The following is a 19,217-nucleotide window of genomic DNA, read 5'->3' as shown; positions in this document are numbered from 1 at the left end:
TTGAAACGACCTGCTAACCGGGGACATTTGGGATTCACTCTTTTTTCAGTATGTGAATCAAAACGCGGCAATAAATAGCGGGTCGTATCTGCTCAGACTACATTATGTGCCGGTGAATGTGGCCAGAACCTCCCCATTCTGGTCAAGAATTGTCATCGTTTCTTCCTCAATCGTAAAAAGCTCGGCATTATCGAGAGTCTCCAGAAAAAGGCTCTCCAGCTCATTCCCCTCAAAGCAGGCCAATCTGGTCTGAATCATCCTTTTAAAGAGCAATACATCACCACGCACCAGATATGTGCCGGAGATATCATTACAACCGGCAAACCCCTGAAGAGTGTTGTCCCTGCGCAAGATCAGGTAGGGAGCAGACCTGTATTCATAACCGGCCATACCCCCTGTTTCCGATTGTCTCCAACGTCCAGACTGAGTCGGTAAGACTTTTACTTTGCTGCTCTCCCAGGCAATTTCCATTAAGATACAGACGGTTAAAATCATTTATCGTGATGCTGTCACCAAAACTTTCGCCTGTACCATGGATTGTCCCCGTAAATGATAGCAGTAAAGGTTCGCTCTGGTTATGCGGCATTCGCAGATACTCTTTTGCCATCCTTTCAAAATCACCAGATCTTGAAACACTGAACACTTCACCGCTGGAACACTCAATAATTGTCCCGCCGCTTTCGCTTAAACTGAACATTCCCAGCATCTTCACACTGTCGCCGAAGGGATCGTATCCAGGTGACCGGGTAAGCGTATAGGTGATAGGATCTTTACCCCGCTCGCTTTCCAGTTCCAGAAAAACCAGGGTATTATCATCAGCAACCACATAGGTTTTGAGCATGCCTTTCTGCTTGCCGAGAATTATCATTCTGCCGTCGCTGGAATATCGCCAGTTACGCATCTGCGATTCCACCTTCTTCACTCGCTGACCACTGGAAATGTAGGTTTTACGAAGCTGATAGAGCTGATCCGGGCGCAAATTCAGTACGATATCAACTCGAACGCAATCCTCGCAGGGAATAGAGCCGACAAAAGTGGCCGGCAGACTCAGCCTGGTGTATTGCACATCCTGCGAAGATGGCTCCTGTAACTGCTCCTCTGCTGCTTCCTCAGCAACCGGAGAACACCCCCAGAGCATCATCAGGAATATTGACACCCATAATGTAACTCCCCTGCTTGCTCTTCTCCCACCAGGATTCATCTTCCACCCCTTGTATTATTTATACCGGCCTTGTATTTTGTTCTCTGTATTAGTTTCTAATTCCATCGTAGTTTCAGAATAGCTCTTTTTCCAGAAGCTTCCCCACCCTTTTCTGTCTATCCTACCAGGATTGGCTGGTCTTGCCCGCTTCTTCTACTGTTATTAATCTTGACATCCCCGGCAATTATTGCTATTGGTTGGGCCAATATGACCCCTTGAGGAGGCTCCATGACCCAGAAAAGACACGACGAAATTGTCAGCCTGATCGAAGATCTCATCAGGACCGGAGAACTGGCCGCAGGTGACCGGATTCCCTCCGAGAGATACTTGGCTGAAAAATATCAGGTATCCCGCAATACGGTGCGCGAAGCGATAAAGGCACTGGCGGAAAAAGCTGTGGTTGTCAGCAGACGCGGTGCCGGTACCTTTGTTGCCGAAGGCGCCCTGAGCTGCATGATAGACGGTGTCACCAGAAAAAAACGTCGCATCAACGAGATTATCGAATTGCGTTCCATGCTCGAACCGCAGATAGCCGCGCTCGCCGCCAACCGCATAGACGACCAGACCCTGAAAGAGCTTGAAGAAATTTTAAACGTGCAGGCTGAGGCCGTGGCCAGCGGCCGGGACAGGGCTTCGTACGACGAACAGTTTCACAGGCTTCTTGTTCGCGCCACAGGCAATGGGGTACTGCTTGATATTTATGACACCGTTCATGACGTGTTGGCTGAGAGTCGCGTCAATGAGCTTCAGAGCCAGGAAAGAAGCGTGATGTCTCTGGGCTATCACCAACAGATATTCGATGCCCTGCAACGAAAATCTTCCGCCGATGCAGCCCGCCACATGCAGGAGCATATGGTACAGGTCGAACAGAACCTCGCCCATCTGACAGAAGAGCGGCCGCAGGATAAGTTCACAGCTATCAAGAAAACCCGATAACACTTCAACGCACCTTACACATAGAATTTAGACGTTTTTACTGCACCCCACCACCTTCGCAGGCAAACCCGTTAAATTGATAAAGGAGAATCAACGTGAAAGAGTATTACGATGTCGCCAGAGAGAAAATGAAAGGCTTTTGCCGTGTTTGTCCGCAGTGCAACGGCAAGGCCTGTGTAGGCCAGGTTCCAGGCATGGGGGGGCTTGGCACCGGTTCCTCCTTCGCCGCAAATGTTGAGGCGCTCGCGCGTTACAAATTCAACATGCGGCTGATTCATGATGTCACCGCACCGGATACCAGCATCGATTTTCTTGGCCAGAAACTCTCTATGCCTGTACTTGCTGCGCCGATCGGTGGCGTGAGCTTCAACATGGGCGGAGGTATCAGCGAAGAAGAATATATAGATTCAGTAATCGGTGGTTGCCTCGCCGCCGGCACTCTCGGCTGTACCGGTGACGGTGTACCTGAATGGCTGCACAGCGCCGGATTTTCCGCCATCGAGAAAAACGATGGTAAGGGTATTCCTTTTATCAAGCCCTGGGAAAATGAAGAGCTCGACCAGAAAATTGAAAAGGCTGTCAAATCCGGCACCAAAATCTTTGGCATGGACATAGACGCAGCCGGTCTCGTTACCCTGCGCCAGATGGGCCGTCCTGTTTCCCCGAAAACCCCCGAGGCTCTCAAAAAGATCATCGACTCCACCTCCATGAAGTTCATCCTGAAAGGTGTAATGACCGTGGATGAAGCGAAGATGGCAGCCGAGATTGGTGTGGATGCAATCGTTGTCTCCAACCATGGTGGCCGCGTGCTCGACTTTGCCCCAGGCGCCGCCGATGTACTTGCATCTATCGCCGATGCCGTGAAAGGCAAGGTCACCATCATAGCCGATGGCGGTGTGAGAAGCGGTGGAGATGTGCTCAAGCTTCTGGCCCTCGGCGCAGACGCTGTCATGATAGGGCGCCCGGTCTCTGTTGCCGCAGTAGGCGGACTGCAGGATGGAGTTCAGGCATATCTTGAAAAGATTCGCGGTGAGTTGATCCAGACCATGGTTCTTACCGGCACAGCCAGCGCCGGCAACGTGAGCCGCGAAATCCTGGTTTAGCCAGTATTTTTTTACAGGAGTATGTAAGTATGATGTTTTTTGCAATGTATCTCGGTGCCGGTGCAATTGCCGGGCTCATGGCCGGGCTTCTCGGTATCGGTGGAGGCATGGTCATAGTACCCATGCTTACATACACCTTTATTGCCCACGGCGTGCCCCATGAGTATGTACTGCATATGGCGCTTGGTACCTCGCTGGCCAGTATTGTCTTCACCTCACTTTCCAGTGTGCGGGCTCACCATAAGAGAGGGGCAGTGAACTGGCAGGCTGTAACCCGGATCACCCCGGGCATTCTCGCCGGAACCTTTTTCGGTGCCTGGATCGCAGCTCAGCTCTCTACCAATTTCCTGAAGATCTTTTTTGCGCTCTTTCTCATATTTGTTGCAACCCAGATGCTCATTGGTTTCAAGCCCAAACCCAACAGGACCTTGCCCGGCAGCGTCGGTATGTTTGGCGCTGGAGGTACCATCGGCATCTTCTCCAGCCTGGTGGGTATTGGCGGCGGCACCCTCTCGGTACCTTTTTTAAGTTGGTGCAATACCGAGATACGCAAGGCTATTGCCACTTCATCCGCAATCGGCTTCCCCATCGCCATCGCCGGAACAGCTGGCTATGTCGTTAACGGTATGGGGATCGACATCGCAGCTCCCCACCTTGGGTATATCCACCTGACGGGTCTGTTCGGTATCGTCCTGGCCAGTGTCTGCACCGCCCCAATCGGCGCCAGGCTGACCCATACCCTTCCGGTGGACAGATTGAAGAAGATTTTCTCTATTCTGCTTTACGTGGTAGGCACCAAGATGCTGATCGGTGGCCTGTAGAGCTTGAGCCGCCCCCCTTTCCTCGCCTGACAAAACGGCCTGCTCTGCCGGATCAGTTTTGTCAGGCTTTTCATTTGTGCAAATCTAGCAATTTCGCACTCTCCAGTCCATTTACCTTGCCTTGCCCTCTTTTTTTGCGCTATCCTTTAGGAGCATGAGAGGCACCTGTATTTTTGCCCTCTCTATGCAATTTTGCAACGCTCTTGATGTGGACTGAATCAGATATCACGCCATAACCTCGGTGATATTGGAGAAAGTAATGGGATCATTGCCTGTCAAACGCATACATCACATTGAATTGCTCGTGGGAAACAGCCTCCAGTCCGCCTTTTTCTACCGGAAAGCGTTAGGGTTCAACCAGGTTGCCTACCTCGGACCGGAGACCGGCTTTCCAGATAGAGCATCGTATGTTCTGCAACAGGGCAGGGTGACTTTCGTACTCACCACCCCTTTAAACTATGCCGATTCCCGCAATATCTTCCTCACCCTGCACGGAGACAGTGTCGCAGACATTTGTTTTGAGGTGGACTCTGTAGATGGTGTTTTCCATGAGACAGTGGCACGCGGTGCCGAACCGTCCACCTTTCCCCATGACGTTGAAGATGGTAACGGCCGTATCCGCAGAGCCGCTATTCACACCTATGGTGACGTGGTGCACAGCTTTGTCTCTGTGAATAATTACAACGGGCCTTTTCTGCCCGGCTATCAGGCGGCGGAGCTTGCCGGGGAATCTGTCGGGATCAGCCGGATCGACCATGTCGTCGCCAATGCCGAACAGCGCCAGATGGACAGGTGGTGTGACTTTTATAAAGAGGTGTTCGGCTTCCATCAGTTTGTCTCTTATGACGACAAAGACATCTCCACAGAATTCTCTGCCCTGCGTTCCAAGGTCATGGCCAACGATTCGCGCAATATCAAACTGCCGATCAATGAACCTGCCAGGGCTAAGCGGAAAAGTCAGATCCAGGAGTATATAGATTTTCACTATTCGGCAGGTGTTCAGCATATCGCTCTCTACTCCGCCGACATTGTAACAACTGTCAGAAAACTCAGGGGAAATGGCCTGCATTTCCTCTCGATACCAGATACGTACTATGACACTGTCTGGGACCGGGTAGGGACTATCAAGGAAGACAGAAAGGAAATCAGGGAAAACAACATCCTTATCGATCGCGACAAAAACGGCTACCTGCTGCAGATATTCACCAAACCCCTGCAGGACCGCCCTACACTTTTTTTCGAGGTTATCCAACGGGCGGGTTGTGAGAGTTTTGGCAAAGGCAACTTCAAGGCATTGTTCGAATCCATGGAAATGGAACAGAGGAGGCGGGGTAACCTGTAAGTACCTGGTAATAATTTTCTGGCCCGCGAGCCAGGGTAATTTTTCTTGGGGGACTCATGGTTTTTTATCACAAGCTTGGCAAGATTCCACATAAGCGACATACCGTTTTTCGCAAACCGGACGGTTCGCTCCACCACGAACACCTTATGGGCACACTCGGTTTTGCAGGCATCAAGTCGTTGCTCTATACCCTGCGTCCGCCCACCCCCGTCAAGCGGGTTGAATTTGTAAAAGAACTGAAATGGGAAGTTGACCCGAACCTGATGCTGAAATTGCGTCTCTTTCATACCCACCGGCTCCCCACCGCCGGCCCAAGCCCTACTCTCGACCGCATCCCCCTGCTCTTTAATGATGATGTGGCGATTTCGTTTGCCCGGCCTGCCATGGACGATCCCTTCTTCTACCGTAACGGTGAGGGAGACGAAATAGTCTTTGTCACCCAGGGGGAAGGGGTTCTCGAGTCGCAAATGGGTGAGCTGGATTTCCGGCGAGGTGATTTTCTGGTGGTGCCTAAAGGTATCACCCACAGATACCGGTTCACCAATACCAAGAATATTTTTCTCATTATCGAAAGCCGCGGTTATATCCGGACACCTGAACGATACCGAAATTCCCATGGACAACTCCACGAGCATGCCCCTTTCTGCGAACGCGATATTCGTCCCCCCACCCTGCTCTATACCCATGATGAACGTGGGGAGTTCCCGATAATCGTCAAAGCGCAAAACGCATTACACCGGACCGTGCTCGACCATCACCCGATAGATACTGTGGGCTGGGACGGTTATTACTACCCCTGGGCCTTCAACATCTCCGATTTCGAGCCGATTACCGGCAGTATCCACCAGCCCCCGCCGGTACACCAAACCTTTGAGAGCGATGGTTTTGTAGTTTTTTCCTTTGTACCGAGATTATTCGACTATCACCCCGAGGCCATCCCCGCGCCCTACAATCATTCCAACATCGGCTCTGACGAAATGCTCTACTACTGCAGTGACACATTCATGAGCAGAAAAGGTATAGAATTCGGCTCTATCACCCTTCATCCCGACGGTTTCCCCCATGGCCCGCATCCGGGAAAAGTTGAAGATTCTATCGGCAAAAAAGCGACTAAAGAGGAGGCAGTAATGATAGATACGTTCGAGCCCCTGCACGTGGCCAAAGGGCTACTCCCCTGCGAGGAGAGCGATTACCACCTTTCCTGGGTTGAAGAAGAACTATGAATGCAACTTTTCGATCATTCATGACTTCGCTTATCGACTATGCAGGTCTTTTCCCGCCTGCCGCACTCGATATCAGCCATGCCGAAAAAGAGTACAGAAGCGCCCGGCAAAGCCCCCACGGATGGATGCTCGGCAGATTTATCATCTCTGCCGCCCGGCTGCAGGAATCAGGAATCGACAACTCGTTTCCCTTAAGTGTTCTGATCCCTCCGGACGGTGATTCCGCCGACTATGCCTTCTTAAAACGTTTTGGCGAGGTCATCAACGCAGTCGAGACCACCATCCCCGGCAATTGCCTCTCCCGGGATCGTTGCCTGGAACGTATTGTACGGCTGCACAACTTCCTGAAGTTAGCCGGGATAGGTGATGTGAAATTATTCTTTGAGAGTTCTGACCTCGAGACAGCAACAGATGCGTTGGCGATCTTTAACGGCAGTAACCGAGCGACATCCTCTTCCGCCCAGGCCGGTTTCAAACTGAGATGCGGTGGGGTTATGGCGAGCGCGTTCCCGTCTGTGAAAAAAGTTGCCACCGCAATCACCCTTTGTAAGAAAAAGGATGTTCCCATCAAGTTTACTGCCGGACTGCACCATCCCTTACGCAATGTATCCTCAACTTTTGATATAATGCAGCACGGTTTTCTCAACATCTTTTTCGCCACTCTGCTTTACCAGGGAGAGGCCATTGAACAGCATGATATCTCCGCCTGTCTGACCGATGAAAACGACGGGAATTTCACCTTCGCCCCCGATGGCATTCATTGGCGTAACCACTTTCTGCCGCTGGCGGAACTGAAAAGATTCCGCACAACCAGAGTAATAAGCTTTGGCAGTTGTTCTTTTGCTGAGCCCCTTGAGGGGCTCAAAAATCTCGGTCTGCTTACTGATAACGTGAAGGCGTAACCCGAATATTTCGAATTGAACCAGATAGATTTTCTCATTACGTCATCATATACGAGGTAGTTGTGATCAAATGACAGCATCCACCGACCCGACATTGCGTTCCTTCGTTGATTATGACCAGCACAGTCATTTCCCAATCCAGAACTTGCCGTACGGGGTGTTTTCCCACGATGGCACGGCACGTATTGGAGCCCGCATCGGGGAGTTGGTATTGGATCTGGCCCTGCTTGAAACCGAGGGTTTCTTCGTTCCTCTCCCAAGACTGTTCAACAGGAACTCGCTCAACCTCTTTTTCGCTGCAGGCCCCTCTGCCTGGAGCCAGGTTCGCACAATTATTTCACGGTTATTGAATGAGCAGGAACCAACGCTGCGCGATAATCATCAACTCCGTTCAAGCGCGTTGCTGCCTGTAAAGGATGTGACAATGCACCTCCCGGCAATTATCGGCGACTACACCGACTTCTATTCATCCAGGGAACATGCCACCAACGTCGGCACCATGTTCAGGGGACCGGAGAACGCCCTCATGCCCAACTGGCTGCACCTGCCTGTAGCCTACCATGGCCGTTCAAGTTCTGTGGTGGTCAGTGACACCCCGATTCATCGGCCGATGGGCCAGGTCAAGGCGGATGACAGCCCGATACCTGAATTTGCCGCCACCCGATCACTGGATTTTGAGCTTGAGATGGGTTTCTTTATCGGCCCTGGTTCCGCGCTTGGCAGGCCGGTCACCATGCAGCAGGCCATGGATCATGTATTTGGCATGGTGCTGGTAAATGACTGGTCGGCACGGGATATCCAGAAATGGGAATACCAGCCACTCGGCCCGTTCACGGCAAAGAACTTCGCCACATCCATCTCGCCATGGGTGGTTCCCATAGAAGCTCTTTCCCCATTCAGAAGGGACGCCCCGGTACAATCTCCCGAGGTTCTCCCGTATCTGCAAAGCCGGGAACGCTGCACCTACGATATCAACCTTGAAGTGTATATTGGCAATAATCGTGTCTGCCGAAGTAACTTCAGGCATTTGTACTGGACCATGAGTCAGCAGCTTGCCCACCATACCGCCACCGGCTGCAATATCCTGCCGGGAGACCTGATGGCCTCCGGTACAATCAGTGGCCCCGAACCGGGAAGCTTCGGCAGTATGCTTGAACTCTCCTGGAAGGGGACTCAACCAGTTGCCATAGGCCAGGGAAAAACACGCACCTTTTTACAGGATGGCGACACTGTCACCATGACCGGCTGGTGCCAGGGTGACGGGTATCGCGTCGGGTTTGGCGAAGTTCGGGGGACAATTCTCCCACCATATTAACCACTCCTAACTCCTCTCACCTACCTCCTTCAAACAGTCATGGGCCAGAACACTGGAATAACAATCATCAACAGCGCCAATATCACTAAGGTCAACGGCAAACCCAACTTGACATAATCCATAAATGAATAGCCGCCCGGTCCCATCACCAGCACATTTGCCGGATGTGAAATCGGTGAGGTGAAGCTCGAGGATGCCGCCATGGCGATCCCCATCATCAGCGGGTATGGCGAGATGCCAAGCCCCGCCGAGGTCTGCAGGGCTATGGGCACCATGAGCACCACAAGCGCAGCAGTGGGAATAATGCTGGTTGCCGCAAAAGTGATCGACAGGAGCCCGAAGAGTACGCCATAAGGGCCGAAGGGACCCATAATTGTGATCACATTCTCTGCGACCATGGCCGCTGCTCCAGTTTTATCCAGAGCCACCCCCAGAGGCAACATCCCGGCAATAAGAAAGACAGCCTTCCATTCAATATAACGATACGCCTCATCCATGGTCAGGCATTTCGTGAGTACCATACACGCCGCACCGATCACCACGGCGATATATATCGGCACCCAGCCAAAAATCACCGGCAACAGCACGGCAGCCATAATGGCCAAAGCTGTTTTGGCTTTTTCCTCACGGGCCGGCTCCTGCATTGTCTCTGTCAGCACCACAAAGTCCGGTTCGCGTCCCAGGACTGCCAGTTTTTTCCAGGAACCAAAGAGCAGGAGAGCGTCACCGAACTGCAGTTGCAGATCACGGAGACCCGTTCGAATAACTCTGCCCTTTCGCCACACTGCCAGCACATTGAGGCCGAACTTTTCACGAAAGTTTATCTCATCCAGAGTCTGGTCGTTGAGGTTGGAGTGGGGCGAAACAATCACCTCGAGCACACCGACCTTATCATCTTCGAGCAGGGAAATATCGTTTACTCCGTCCGTCCCCTTCTCAAACACCGCTTCCAGACCCTGCATCAACAGCACTGCAATCAGGTCTGACATGCCGGAAACAACCAGCATATCGCCTGCTTCGAAAATAGTGTCCGAAGCGGGAATGATGGCTTCACCACTCTCCCTGATGATTGAGAGGACCTGGACATCCAGGGCATCACCCAGCCTGCTCTCAGAAACAGACATGCCGAGCAGCCGGGAGCGATTGGGAACACGGAGGATTCGCACCTTCCTGCCCAGCGCATAATCCTCATGAATATCCGACAATCCCAGCACTACTGGCGCCATGATACCTTCGACTTGCCCCAGTTCGCTGATTTTATCTGCCGGGCCATGGACAACTATCACATCACCCGCCCTGAGCTGCTGGGATTTTACATTGTATTCTATCCTCCGTTCAAACCTTCTCAACTCGAGAACATTGAGACCGAACATGTTTCTAAAGTTGAGCCCGGACAGGGTCTTGCCTATCCACGGGCTACCTGCCGCCAGCTGAATTTCTGCGACCTTCATGCCATGTTCTATCAGAATGTTTTCCCTGCTCAGATCGCTGAGGGTGAGCAGTTGTCCCCAGTTATTCATCTCCTGGATACGATCCAGCCTTCCCTCTACGATCAGTTCATCATCCCCCATGATCTCATCGCTCGCTGCAGGGGCTAAAAAACTGCGTCTGCCCCGATTGATACCGACCACGTTCAGACCAAGTCTAGAACCAAGATGACTTGAAGCAAGGGTATGTCCCACCAGTGGAGAGTCTTTAGGAATATGAATGCGGAACAGACGTTCTTCCAGGTGGTACTGCTCGAGCATCAGATTCACGTCTCCAGTACCAGTTGCCTCACCATCTGCCATGGCCGATTTCTCTGGCAACAATCGAATACCGACAAAGGTGATAAAGAGCATACCGCTCACCATCACGATGATACCCACCGGAGTAAAATCAAAGAGACCAAAAGGCGTGAGATCGTTGGCCCGAAGCGCTTCGGATACCAATATATTAGGCGGGGTACCGATCATGGTTGTCAACCCGCCCAACAGTGATCCGTAGGCCAGAGGCATGAGCATCCTTGAAGGCGGATGACCGGTCTTTCTACAGATATCCATCACCACCGGCAGCATCAGGGCCGCAACTGCCACATTATTCATAAAGGCTGAAAGCCCACCAGCCACAAACATAACGAGCAGAATCAGGCGACTTTCACCCTCACCGGCAACCTTTAACAAATTCCTGCCGAGAATATTAGCGATTCCGGTGCGAGTAAGCCCGCCACTCAGGATAAACACTGCCCAGATAGTCACCACTGCCGGATTGCTGAAACCGGCAAGGGCTTCGGTGGGGCTCACCAAACCTGTCACCGCCAATACACCAAGCACCAGCATAGCCAGCACTTCAAGCGGCATCACCTCTGTTACCAGCACCCCTATTACAACTATCAGGATTCCAAAAACTAATAGAATTTCAGCTGACATTTTTTGCTACTCTCCAGATTATATTTTGCCACCGGTTTTATAACTTCTTCACTTGCGAGCCAGGCATTCAGCTGTTTGCTGATTTCGGCAATCAGGACAGCAACCAAACAGTCGCAAGCATTTATAACCAGAAATATGAGATCAACAGGCGTGCCCGGGCTGCAAGCAACGGGGCCAACCTATCATCCTGAAAAGAATGACCACAGGGGTACATACAGTGCTGATATATGATATACCCGGAAAGAGCTGAAAGTTATTATAAAATATTCGTGATGGCCTGATACGCAGGTATATCATTGATCCTTTATTGTCAAAAACAATTGCCTATGAAAGTGTACAAGTGTAAGTTCATGGGTTGTAATGAAAGACCGCACAGACTGCAGGACTCTCGATGCAGCCCCCCAGGTCATCGACACTCCATCGGACGCATGTAGATTCTGTTCAGCCCTGTTTTTTCACCCCGCGTCCAATTTATTCCTGAGGTTTTAAATGAATTCACGTTGTAAAAAATCTATCATATTTTTCACACTATTACAGTTTTTCCTGGTATCAGGTTCCCTTCCCGGCGCCAAGGCTGCACTTATCTCCACTCACACTATGATCGAGTCCGAGAAAGCACAGAGTACAGAAGCCACCAGGGAACAGATTCGCGAGATTTTGACCCACGACGATGTAACACAAGAACTGGTTCGCCTTGGCGTTGATCCGGCCAAGGCAGAAGAGCGTATTGCTGCGCTTTCTCCAGCCGAGCTGGAACAATTGCAATCAAGAATCGGAGAGCTGCCAGCAGGTGCCGGTGTAATTGAGGTTCTCGGTATCACCTTCCTGGTACTCCTTGTTCTCGATCTACTCGGCGTAACGAATGTGTTTAGTAAAATTTAAATGCTCAGACACTTATGCCTGATGGGTATAGCCGGCCTGATCGTGTTTCTGGCCGGCTGCAGCCATCACCCCAAACTGGTCACCGACTTCAACCAGCCCCAAACAATAGAACTTACGACCACCCCGTTCTTTCCCCAGGAAGAATATCAGTGCGGTCCAGCCGCCCTGGCAACGTTGCTGGTCAGTTCTGATGTTATCACCCTACCTGACCTTCTTGTCGATGAAGTGTATATTCCCGGCCGCCAGGGCTCCCTGCAGCTGGAAATAATTGCCACCACGCGCCGACATGGCCGCATTCCCTATGTCATCGAACCGACGCTTGAGGCAATCGCCGACGAAATAGCTGCGGGCCGTACCGTTTTGGTGCTGCAAAACCTCGGTTTGAAAACGCTTCCTGCCTATCACTACGCTGTAGTAATAGGCATTTCCGACCAGGATGAATTCATACTCCGGTCCGGTACCACTGAAAGACTCATGATCAGCAAAAAGAAATTCTGGAGGAGCTGGCAGAGGGCTGAAAGCTGGGGCATTGTAGCGCTCAAGCCTGGGGAGATGCCGGCTGACGGCAATGTGGAGAAGTATATGAGTGCGGTATCTCAAGCTGAAGAGTCAGGCAATATGCGACTTGCCGAGAAAAGCTATATCGCCTTCCTGCAAAGCCATCCGGACAATCGTACAGCGCTCTTTGGTCTTGCCAACACCATGTATGGCAAAGAGCAGTACCGGGCTGCGGCAAGATTCTATAAACAGCTACTCGACCAGGAGCCGGAAAACCCGGCGGTGATCAATAATCTCGCCGAGTCACTCGCTGCCATGCAATGCTACGGGCAGGCTCTGGAGCTTATCGATATCTTTCTCTGTTCAGGGTTTGAACGAAAGCACCCGCACTCCAGGATGACTGAACATCTCCGGAACACCAGGGCGGAGATCAGCATTAAACACGAATCCCGAAAAAGTAAAAACTGCAGTGAGATAATTTCCATTGAGGAGATGTAACTCACAAACTATTTCAGCAGTATCATTTCGAGGTGTGCCGGAACATCACTCCTCGAAATGATACAACCTGGACAATCAGCCTTTCCGGCCAAATTTTTCCTTGTGGCAAAATTCAGACAACTCGCGACGCTTTGGAGGTGAAGGTGCGTGATCAGGATAGCCCATAGGCAACAGAGCAACCACTTCGTACTCATCAGGTATCTCTAATAGAGCGTTAACCTTGTCATGATCGAATGAACCGACGATAACCGAGCCCAACCCCTCTTCATGGGCAGCCAGGCAAATGGTCTGGGTAAGCAGACCGAGATCGAACATCAGCCAGTCACCAAATTTGGTCGACTTTGTTCCCTTGTAATAACCTGATTTTTCCTTCTCTCCACAGATTGCCAGGGTCAGTGGCCCCTTTGCGATCGCCAGAGTTGCCGGGTTTTTGGGTGACAGTTCTGCACCGAGTTTCTCCAATGTCTCTGGAGATTCAACAGCAACAATTTCCCAACACTGGGTATTCGCCCACGAGGGACTCCAGCGCGCTGCCTCCAGGATTCTGGCCAGCTTGTCCTCTTCTATCGGCCTGGATTCAAAGCGTCTGATACTTCTTCGTGCCATTGCTGTTTCCATGAAGCTCTGCATGCATCTCCTCCTTGCTGTTGTCTTTCATATTCCCTGCATCACACAGCCAGGGCACCTTTACTCCAGGAGCCATCAGCTCCGTCATCCGTCTTTGCAACCTATCTGCCGGGTCTGGCCAGTCTCCCCCTTGACCAGGAGAAGTATACACCTAGGATACAGAGGAAACCGGAGATCACAAAAATTATCTCAATACTTGCCAGGAAACGATCGTAGTTTTCCGGTGCGATCGCCTCACGCCCAACCAGTAGAGCCAAAACCACTGTGGCAAGAGCCATGGAACACATCTGTCCCAACAGCCTCATGGTTGCCACCAGCCCCGAAGCCAACCCATAATGACGCTTTTCCACCGCACCCATCATGGCGCTCATATTGGGCGAACTAAACAGGGCGAAGCCAGTACCCAGAAAAATAAGATTGGCAATAATCAGGCCAACGGGGGTTGTCTCGTCCAACCTGCTGAATAACAGGACGCCAATAGCGGTAATAGTCATTCCTGCAGTGGCAAGTATCCTCGGTTCGATACGATCGGAGAATCTGCCAGCCAAAGGTGAGAGCAGGGCCATCATTACCGGCTGTGCCATCAGCACGCTCCCGGCCGCCTGGGGGGACATGCCCTTGATGAACTGCAGATACAGGCTAACCATAAATGTTATGCCGAATGTAGCCGAATAATTCAACAACGCGGCGTAGCTTGAATAGGCAAATACCTTGTTGATTGAAAAAAGCTCTATATGAAAAAGCGGCATGCTTGAGCGTTTTTGCTGCCAGATGAAAAAGACTAACCCCAAAAGCCCCGAAATTGAAAGAATAATCCCGGTCAATTCAGGCAACTTTGTTGCGCCGTAGACAAAAGCGATGATGGAGAAACCGTAGTAAAAGGAACCCGGCACATCAAGTTTTTCTCCTTTTGCGCCGTACCACTCCCCCTTCAAATGCCTGAGTGTCATATAAAGCGAGAAGGCGCCAAACGGTGCCATCAGCAAAAATATAGCCCGCCAACCGAGATAGTGCGTGATGTAGCCGCCGGCAAAAGGTCCCATTGATAAACCGACATAGACTGCCGAAACATAGATACCAATGACCCGCCCGCGCTTTTGCGGCGGAAAAATTGAGGTAAGGATCGCCATGCCCGTGGTCACGAACAATGCCCCGCCAATCCCCTGAATCACCCGCATGGAAATCAGCATGGCAGCTGAATTGGCAAAGGCTGCCAAAGTGGCGCCGACCGTATAAATAGCCAGGCCCACGGCAAAGATACGCTTTCTGCCATGGATATCGGCAAGTTTTCCCGCAGGCAGCAGGAATACGGCTATGGCGAGCAGATAGGATGTAGCAATCCAGCTCAACTCCACCGCGTCCATCCTGAGTTCCTGCTGAATCACGGGCAGGGCAACATTGACCGAGGATATCATAAACGGCCCGATAAACGAGGTCAGCGTTGCTACCAGAAGCGCCGAGCGCTCCCGGGTCGTCTGTACAACCGCACTCTTATCGTCTTTACCCATCGTTTCCTCGCATGATCTTTTGTTACACCAAATCACCACACCCAGGCAACAAGCACGTACCTAACAACTGGAAATTATACTCTAACACAAATGCTCACAAGCTTTTTCTCTCGCTATGCTTAACAGTTAGCCGGATATCTCATTTGTAATGCAGACGTCACACGCTTCGATATTTTTCCTGCCAAACACTCCTGACTCCTGCTACTGCGAAAGGAGTAAAGCAGATGTGCTCCCCGACAGATCTCCCGTTGCCATCATTGTGAAAGAGCAGAGACCCAATGAAAAGCCACTACCTGAAATCAAACGAGTTGTCTTTCTCTCGACAAAGTATTTATGAGAATTCGGGTGACCTCAGCTATTGTCCAAGCTGGTGAGAGCTTTGTAAAGGGGGCACCCCTCCTCCACAGGCAGGCCTGATCTGTAACGGGACAATAGCCGCCATGAACGCTCTGCCAGCATCCTCCTAACCTCCCGTCTCTTACCCTTTATACGGGCAATGGACATGTTGTCATAACTGGTCGTCTGGTGACGCATCCAGGCAATTACAGCCGCCTGCACTCTCTCTGCCAACGATATACGCTCGGTTCTGGCAACAGTACCTGAACCTACAGGGGTTGCATGGGCCGCTACAGCCCTGGCCAGATTTTCAGCATGCTGCCGATAATCAGGATGAAAGTTGAGAAACTGCAAGGTAGCAGCATAAAATTCGTCGACATATTGATTATGCTTCCGCTCTTTTCGCTTTAAATCCGTAGTACGCTTTCTGGCATATTCAGGTGTGGAACGCTTTGCTTCAAGCTCCTCCCTTGCGGTATCGATATTTGCAGCGGGTGCCCAGATACCTTTGGATATCTTGCGACGCCCTCTTTGCACCTGCACCTGCCAACTGGGCCCCATTTTCTTCACATTACGGGTGAGCGGGGCATCCCCCGCCCCGAGAAACTTCCAGTCTGCCGGGGGGGTAAGTACATTATCTTCTTCTGAGATTACTGTGCCTTTTTTAAAGCCGGGTTGTACTATTCTATTCTGATGAGGCATGGGTAGAGTATTTGTCTCCAATACAAGAAAGAGATTTTCTGCGTCACTTGTTACTGACGGTGAAAATGTGTGGACTGATACAGTTAACGTTCAGACATTACCAGCTTGATAGCCAACGCTCCGAAAATCGTTCCGGCAGTTCGGTTGAGTATCCTGCTGGCCCGTTCCGATTGAGCGAGCCATTCGCCAAATGATCCCGCCAAAAGAGCAACTGCCCCGAAAATAAGGATGGTTGAAACAATAAATAGTGCTCCAAGCATCAGCATCTGCGGAATAATCGGCCCATGAGCGGGGCTGGCGAATTGCGGCAGAAATGCCAGAAAGAAGATCGAAACTTTCGGGTTGGTGATATTCATAATCACTCCCCGTCCATAGAGACGTCGGTACTGGAGTTTTTCCACCCTGCCCGGACCACCTGCGGCACCGCTCGCCCTAAAGGACATCACCGCCAGATAAATCAAATACGCCGCACCGATATATTTCAGAATATTGAAAGCCAACTGCGAAGTCTGGAAGATTGCTGCAACCCCCATGCTCACCGCCGCGGTATGCACCAGTACACCGGTGCAAAGGCCAAAGGTCACAACAATGCCGGCCTTTTTACCGTGCTGCGCCGACTGCGCCAAAACAAAAAGATTATCCGGCCCTGGGGCCATGGCCAGCAGAATTGACGAAGTAAAAAACAGCAAGATAACATCGAACGGTAACATGAACGTCTCCTGGGAATCCTGTATCAACAAAAAGGGCGGAAAGGGTTTCCCCAATCCGCCCAACCATTTCACATTGAATTGGTAAGAATATTCTGCTTTTTCAAAATCTGTCCAGGGGACGCCATATTCGAAGTTTTTACCGATGGACTACAGCATTACTCTGTCCATTGGTGAAATACTAAAGGAGATGCGTTCCCTGGCTGATTTATACTTAGATGAGGCTGCGAACCTTAGCCTTAATATCATCCGCGCCCATACCCTGATGCGGAATCTGCTCGCTCAGGCCACCATGGCCGATCTTGCAGCTACCCATGGTGCCCAACTTAGGCGCCAGACCGCGCTCGAGCAGCCAGGTACCGAAACGGGAACCAAGGCCGGTCTTGGCATTCTGGGTCTCGACGGTGACAACAAAGCCGGACTTACCGATCTTCGCCATCATTTCCTCATCGACAACGTTGAGGGTCGGCTTGTTGATCAGGCCGACATCGATGCCTTCAGCTTTAAGTTGCTCGACCACGTCGAGGCAACGGTACAGCATCTCACCATAGCTGACGATATATCCGGCAGAACCTTCACGGACAACCTCGTCTTTGCCGGGCACGAAGGTGTACCCCTCATCGTAGAGTTTGCTGCCCTCTTCATTTAAGATCCAGGGAGTAGCGGAGCGGGTGGTGTAAACAAAGCGCAGACCCGGATCATTGAATACCGCGTTCAGCATGGATTTCAGCTGCAGGGTATCGGCCGGGAAATAGAGACGGGTGGTATCACCTTCGGCCAGAGCGTTGTCTGCATAGAAATTGTTGATACCGAAATGGCAGGTATTATCCGCCATATCGTCAACGCCGGAGTGAGAAAAGTGTGCCAGCACATTAGCCTTGTTCAGGCGCGCCATGGTGATCTCGGAGATGACCATTTCCTGGAATGCGGCGAAGGTGCCGAAGATTCCCTGACGCCCGGCCTCGGAGCCGAAACCGGCCGCAACAGAGTAATTGTTGCGCTCCATGATACCACCGGTCACGTACACTTCCGGATAGTTTTTACGGATATGATGCAGGCCGCAGGAGCCTTCCAGATCGGAGTCTACCACCAGAACTTTCTGGCTGATATCTTCCATACCACCAAGGATCTCGCAAACCACTTTACCGAAGTCGTCACGGCATTTGCCCATTTCGGGAGTGGAACCGATATAGGTCTGCTTGGTCTTGTCCACCTTGAAGGTCTCAAGCACCTCCACAGCCTCATCGTAATTACGCTCTTTGAGATAATCGATAGCCAGGTTGACCGGAATAACGTCGTGACCTTTCGGCAGTCCCTCGATTCCGGGAACGCCAACAGCCATGAGGCGGCGGTTTACCAGGGCAACCGGGCCGTCCGCTACCATTGCCTGCTGTATGCGACCGAAGAGTGCATCCAGATCTTCACCGTCACCGGCGTTCACCTCAAGGCCATGGCCTTCAAGGGTTTTCACCAGATCATAGCCCTTCATGTACTGGGTCGGATGACCGGCGATGGTGACATCGTTATCATCGAGCATCAGCTTCACGTTCAGATCGCGCATCACCGCATAACGGGCGGCCTCGGAATCGTCACCTTCCATCTGGGAGCCGTCGGAGCCGAACATTACCACGATCTTTTCCTTGTCAGCCTCGGCAACACCGTTCACATAGCTCCACATATGGCCAAGACGACCGGAAGAAAAGAACACCCCTTCCTCATCCTCACGCTCAGGATGACCGTAATATCCTTTGTCATATTCGCGGTAATGAAGCAGAGATTCCACTTCGCGATGACCGTTCAATACAGCCATCATGTACTGGATAGCCACCCGGTGACCAGCCTCATCGAAATATACAGGGTGAACCTTATCGGAACCCTTCATGAATCCGTCGATAATCAGCAACTCCGGCACGATATCGTATGCACCGCCAGTATGTCCGCCAAGACCTTTGACATTTGCAAGAGCGGTAAAAAATATCAGACTGTCACGAACGATGCGGATGTTTTCCTGTAAGGTCGCACGCTGTTCGCCTGTCAGTTCTGTCTGGTTCAGATCCAACCGTAGCGGAGTGTAGCCACTTAAATCAATCGGGAATTTCATTTCTTTCCTCCAGGGAAGTTCAACTCAAAAAGGGGTATTCGAGGTTTATTCGTTATAGGAATGTCGCAGCAAATTATTTAGCCTGCTGTCCAAAAGCTCACCGCAGC

Annotated in this window: 17 protein-coding genes; 9 read left to right on the top strand and 8 right to left on the bottom strand. The window is 51.4% G+C overall.

Features of this window, described 5'->3' with window-relative positions:
• Positions 1–102: 102 nt before the first annotated feature.
• Both ACN5NT_RS18315 and ACN5NT_RS18310 read right to left on the bottom strand, forming a co-directional pair.
• Positions 103–390, bottom strand: coding sequence for an META domain-containing protein (locus tag ACN5NT_RS18315; RefSeq protein WP_419176390.1), 288 nt, complete (start codon positions 388–390; stop codon positions 103–105).
• Positions 377–1,156 (bottom strand): copper resistance protein NlpE N-terminal domain-containing protein, encoded by a 780-nt coding sequence (locus ACN5NT_RS18310; protein ID WP_419176389.1) that lies wholly within the window; start codon positions 1,154–1,156, stop codon positions 377–379. The genes ACN5NT_RS18315 and ACN5NT_RS18310 overlap by 14 nt, the downstream gene beginning before the upstream one ends.
• Positions 1,157–1,429: 273 nt before the next feature.
• Between ACN5NT_RS18310 and ACN5NT_RS18305 the strand changes: the two genes are divergently transcribed.
• The 7 genes from ACN5NT_RS18305 (at position 1,430) to fahA (ending at position 8,843) form a co-directional block, all read left to right on the top strand.
• Positions 1,430–2,137: a FadR/GntR family transcriptional regulator gene (locus tag ACN5NT_RS18305; RefSeq protein WP_136797211.1), complete on the top strand. Its 708-nt coding sequence runs from the start codon at positions 1,430–1,432 to the stop codon at positions 2,135–2,137.
• A gap of 95 nt (positions 2,138–2,232) precedes the next feature.
• Positions 2,233–3,240, top strand: a complete 1,008-nt coding sequence (locus ACN5NT_RS18300) for an alpha-hydroxy-acid oxidizing protein (protein ID WP_419176388.1) — start codon at positions 2,233–2,235, stop codon at positions 3,238–3,240.
• A 29-nt stretch (positions 3,241–3,269) separates the two neighbouring features.
• A complete protein-coding gene (locus ACN5NT_RS18295) occupies positions 3,270–4,061 on the top strand; it encodes a sulfite exporter TauE/SafE family protein (RefSeq protein WP_136797215.1) in 792 nt (263 codons plus the stop codon).
• A 259-nt stretch (positions 4,062–4,320) separates the two neighbouring features.
• Positions 4,321–5,403 (top strand): 4-hydroxyphenylpyruvate dioxygenase, encoded by a 1,083-nt coding sequence (gene hppD / locus ACN5NT_RS18290; protein WP_419176387.1) that lies wholly within the window; start codon positions 4,321–4,323, stop codon positions 5,401–5,403.
• A gap of 56 nt (positions 5,404–5,459) precedes the next feature.
• Entirely contained in the window at positions 5,460–6,626 is a 1,167-nt protein-coding gene (locus ACN5NT_RS18285) for a homogentisate 1,2-dioxygenase (RefSeq protein WP_136797219.1), read from the top strand.
• Positions 6,623–7,528 (top strand): hypothetical protein, encoded by a 906-nt coding sequence (locus tag ACN5NT_RS18280; protein WP_419176386.1) that lies wholly within the window; start codon positions 6,623–6,625, stop codon positions 7,526–7,528. The genes ACN5NT_RS18285 and ACN5NT_RS18280 overlap by 4 nt, the downstream gene beginning before the upstream one ends.
• Before the next feature lie 70 nt (positions 7,529–7,598).
• Positions 7,599–8,843, top strand: a complete 1,245-nt coding sequence (fahA, locus tag ACN5NT_RS18275; RefSeq protein WP_419176385.1) for a fumarylacetoacetase — start codon at positions 7,599–7,601, stop codon at positions 8,841–8,843.
• A 29-nt stretch (positions 8,844–8,872) separates the two neighbouring features.
• Here fahA and ACN5NT_RS18270 read toward each other — a convergent pair whose 3' ends face one another.
• Positions 8,873–11,251, bottom strand: a complete 2,379-nt coding sequence (locus ACN5NT_RS18270; RefSeq protein ID WP_419176384.1) for an SLC13 family permease — start codon at positions 11,249–11,251, stop codon at positions 8,873–8,875.
• Positions 11,252–11,740: 489 nt separating this feature from the next.
• On the opposite strand from ACN5NT_RS18270, the gene ACN5NT_RS18265 reads away from it, so the two are divergent.
• Together ACN5NT_RS18265 and ACN5NT_RS18260 are read left to right on the top strand one after the other, a co-directional pair.
• Complete coding sequence (locus ACN5NT_RS18265; RefSeq protein WP_136799179.1) at positions 11,741–12,133, top strand: PA2779 family protein; 393 nt, start codon at positions 11,741–11,743, stop codon at positions 12,131–12,133.
• On the top strand, positions 12,134–13,129 hold the full coding sequence (locus ACN5NT_RS18260; RefSeq protein WP_419176383.1) for a PA2778 family cysteine peptidase: 996 nt from the start codon (positions 12,134–12,136) through the stop codon (positions 13,127–13,129).
• A 75-nt stretch (positions 13,130–13,204) separates the two neighbouring features.
• On the opposite strand, the gene ACN5NT_RS18255 is transcribed toward ACN5NT_RS18260, so the two are convergent.
• The 5 genes from ACN5NT_RS18255 to ACN5NT_RS18235 form a co-directional block, all read right to left on the bottom strand.
• Positions 13,205–13,759: a nitroreductase family protein gene (locus tag ACN5NT_RS18255; RefSeq protein WP_419176382.1), complete on the bottom strand. Its 555-nt coding sequence runs from the start codon at positions 13,757–13,759 to the stop codon at positions 13,205–13,207.
• Positions 13,760–13,857: 98 nt separating this feature from the next.
• On the bottom strand, positions 13,858–15,264 hold the full coding sequence (locus tag ACN5NT_RS18250; protein WP_419176381.1) for an MFS transporter: 1,407 nt from the start codon (positions 15,262–15,264) through the stop codon (positions 13,858–13,860).
• A gap of 351 nt (positions 15,265–15,615) precedes the next feature.
• On the bottom strand, positions 15,616–16,302 hold the full coding sequence (locus ACN5NT_RS18245) for a DUF2293 domain-containing protein (RefSeq protein ID WP_419176380.1): 687 nt from the start codon (positions 16,300–16,302) through the stop codon (positions 15,616–15,618).
• An 83-nt stretch (positions 16,303–16,385) separates the two neighbouring features.
• Positions 16,386–17,012, bottom strand: a complete 627-nt coding sequence (locus ACN5NT_RS18240; RefSeq protein ID WP_136799174.1) for a LysE family translocator — start codon at positions 17,010–17,012, stop codon at positions 16,386–16,388.
• Between the two features lie 211 nt (positions 17,013–17,223).
• Entirely contained in the window at positions 17,224–19,110 is a 1,887-nt protein-coding gene (locus tag ACN5NT_RS18235; RefSeq protein WP_136799173.1) for a transketolase C-terminal domain-containing protein, read from the bottom strand.
• Positions 19,111–19,217: the final 107 nt, after the last annotated feature.

The organism is Desulfosediminicola sp. (genome assembly GCF_048381775.1).
GTDB classification, from domain to species: Bacteria; Desulfobacterota; Desulfobulbia; order Desulfobulbales; family Desulfocapsaceae; genus Desulfopila; species Desulfopila ganghwensis.
This window is presented reverse-complemented; position numbering and strand designations above follow the sequence as displayed.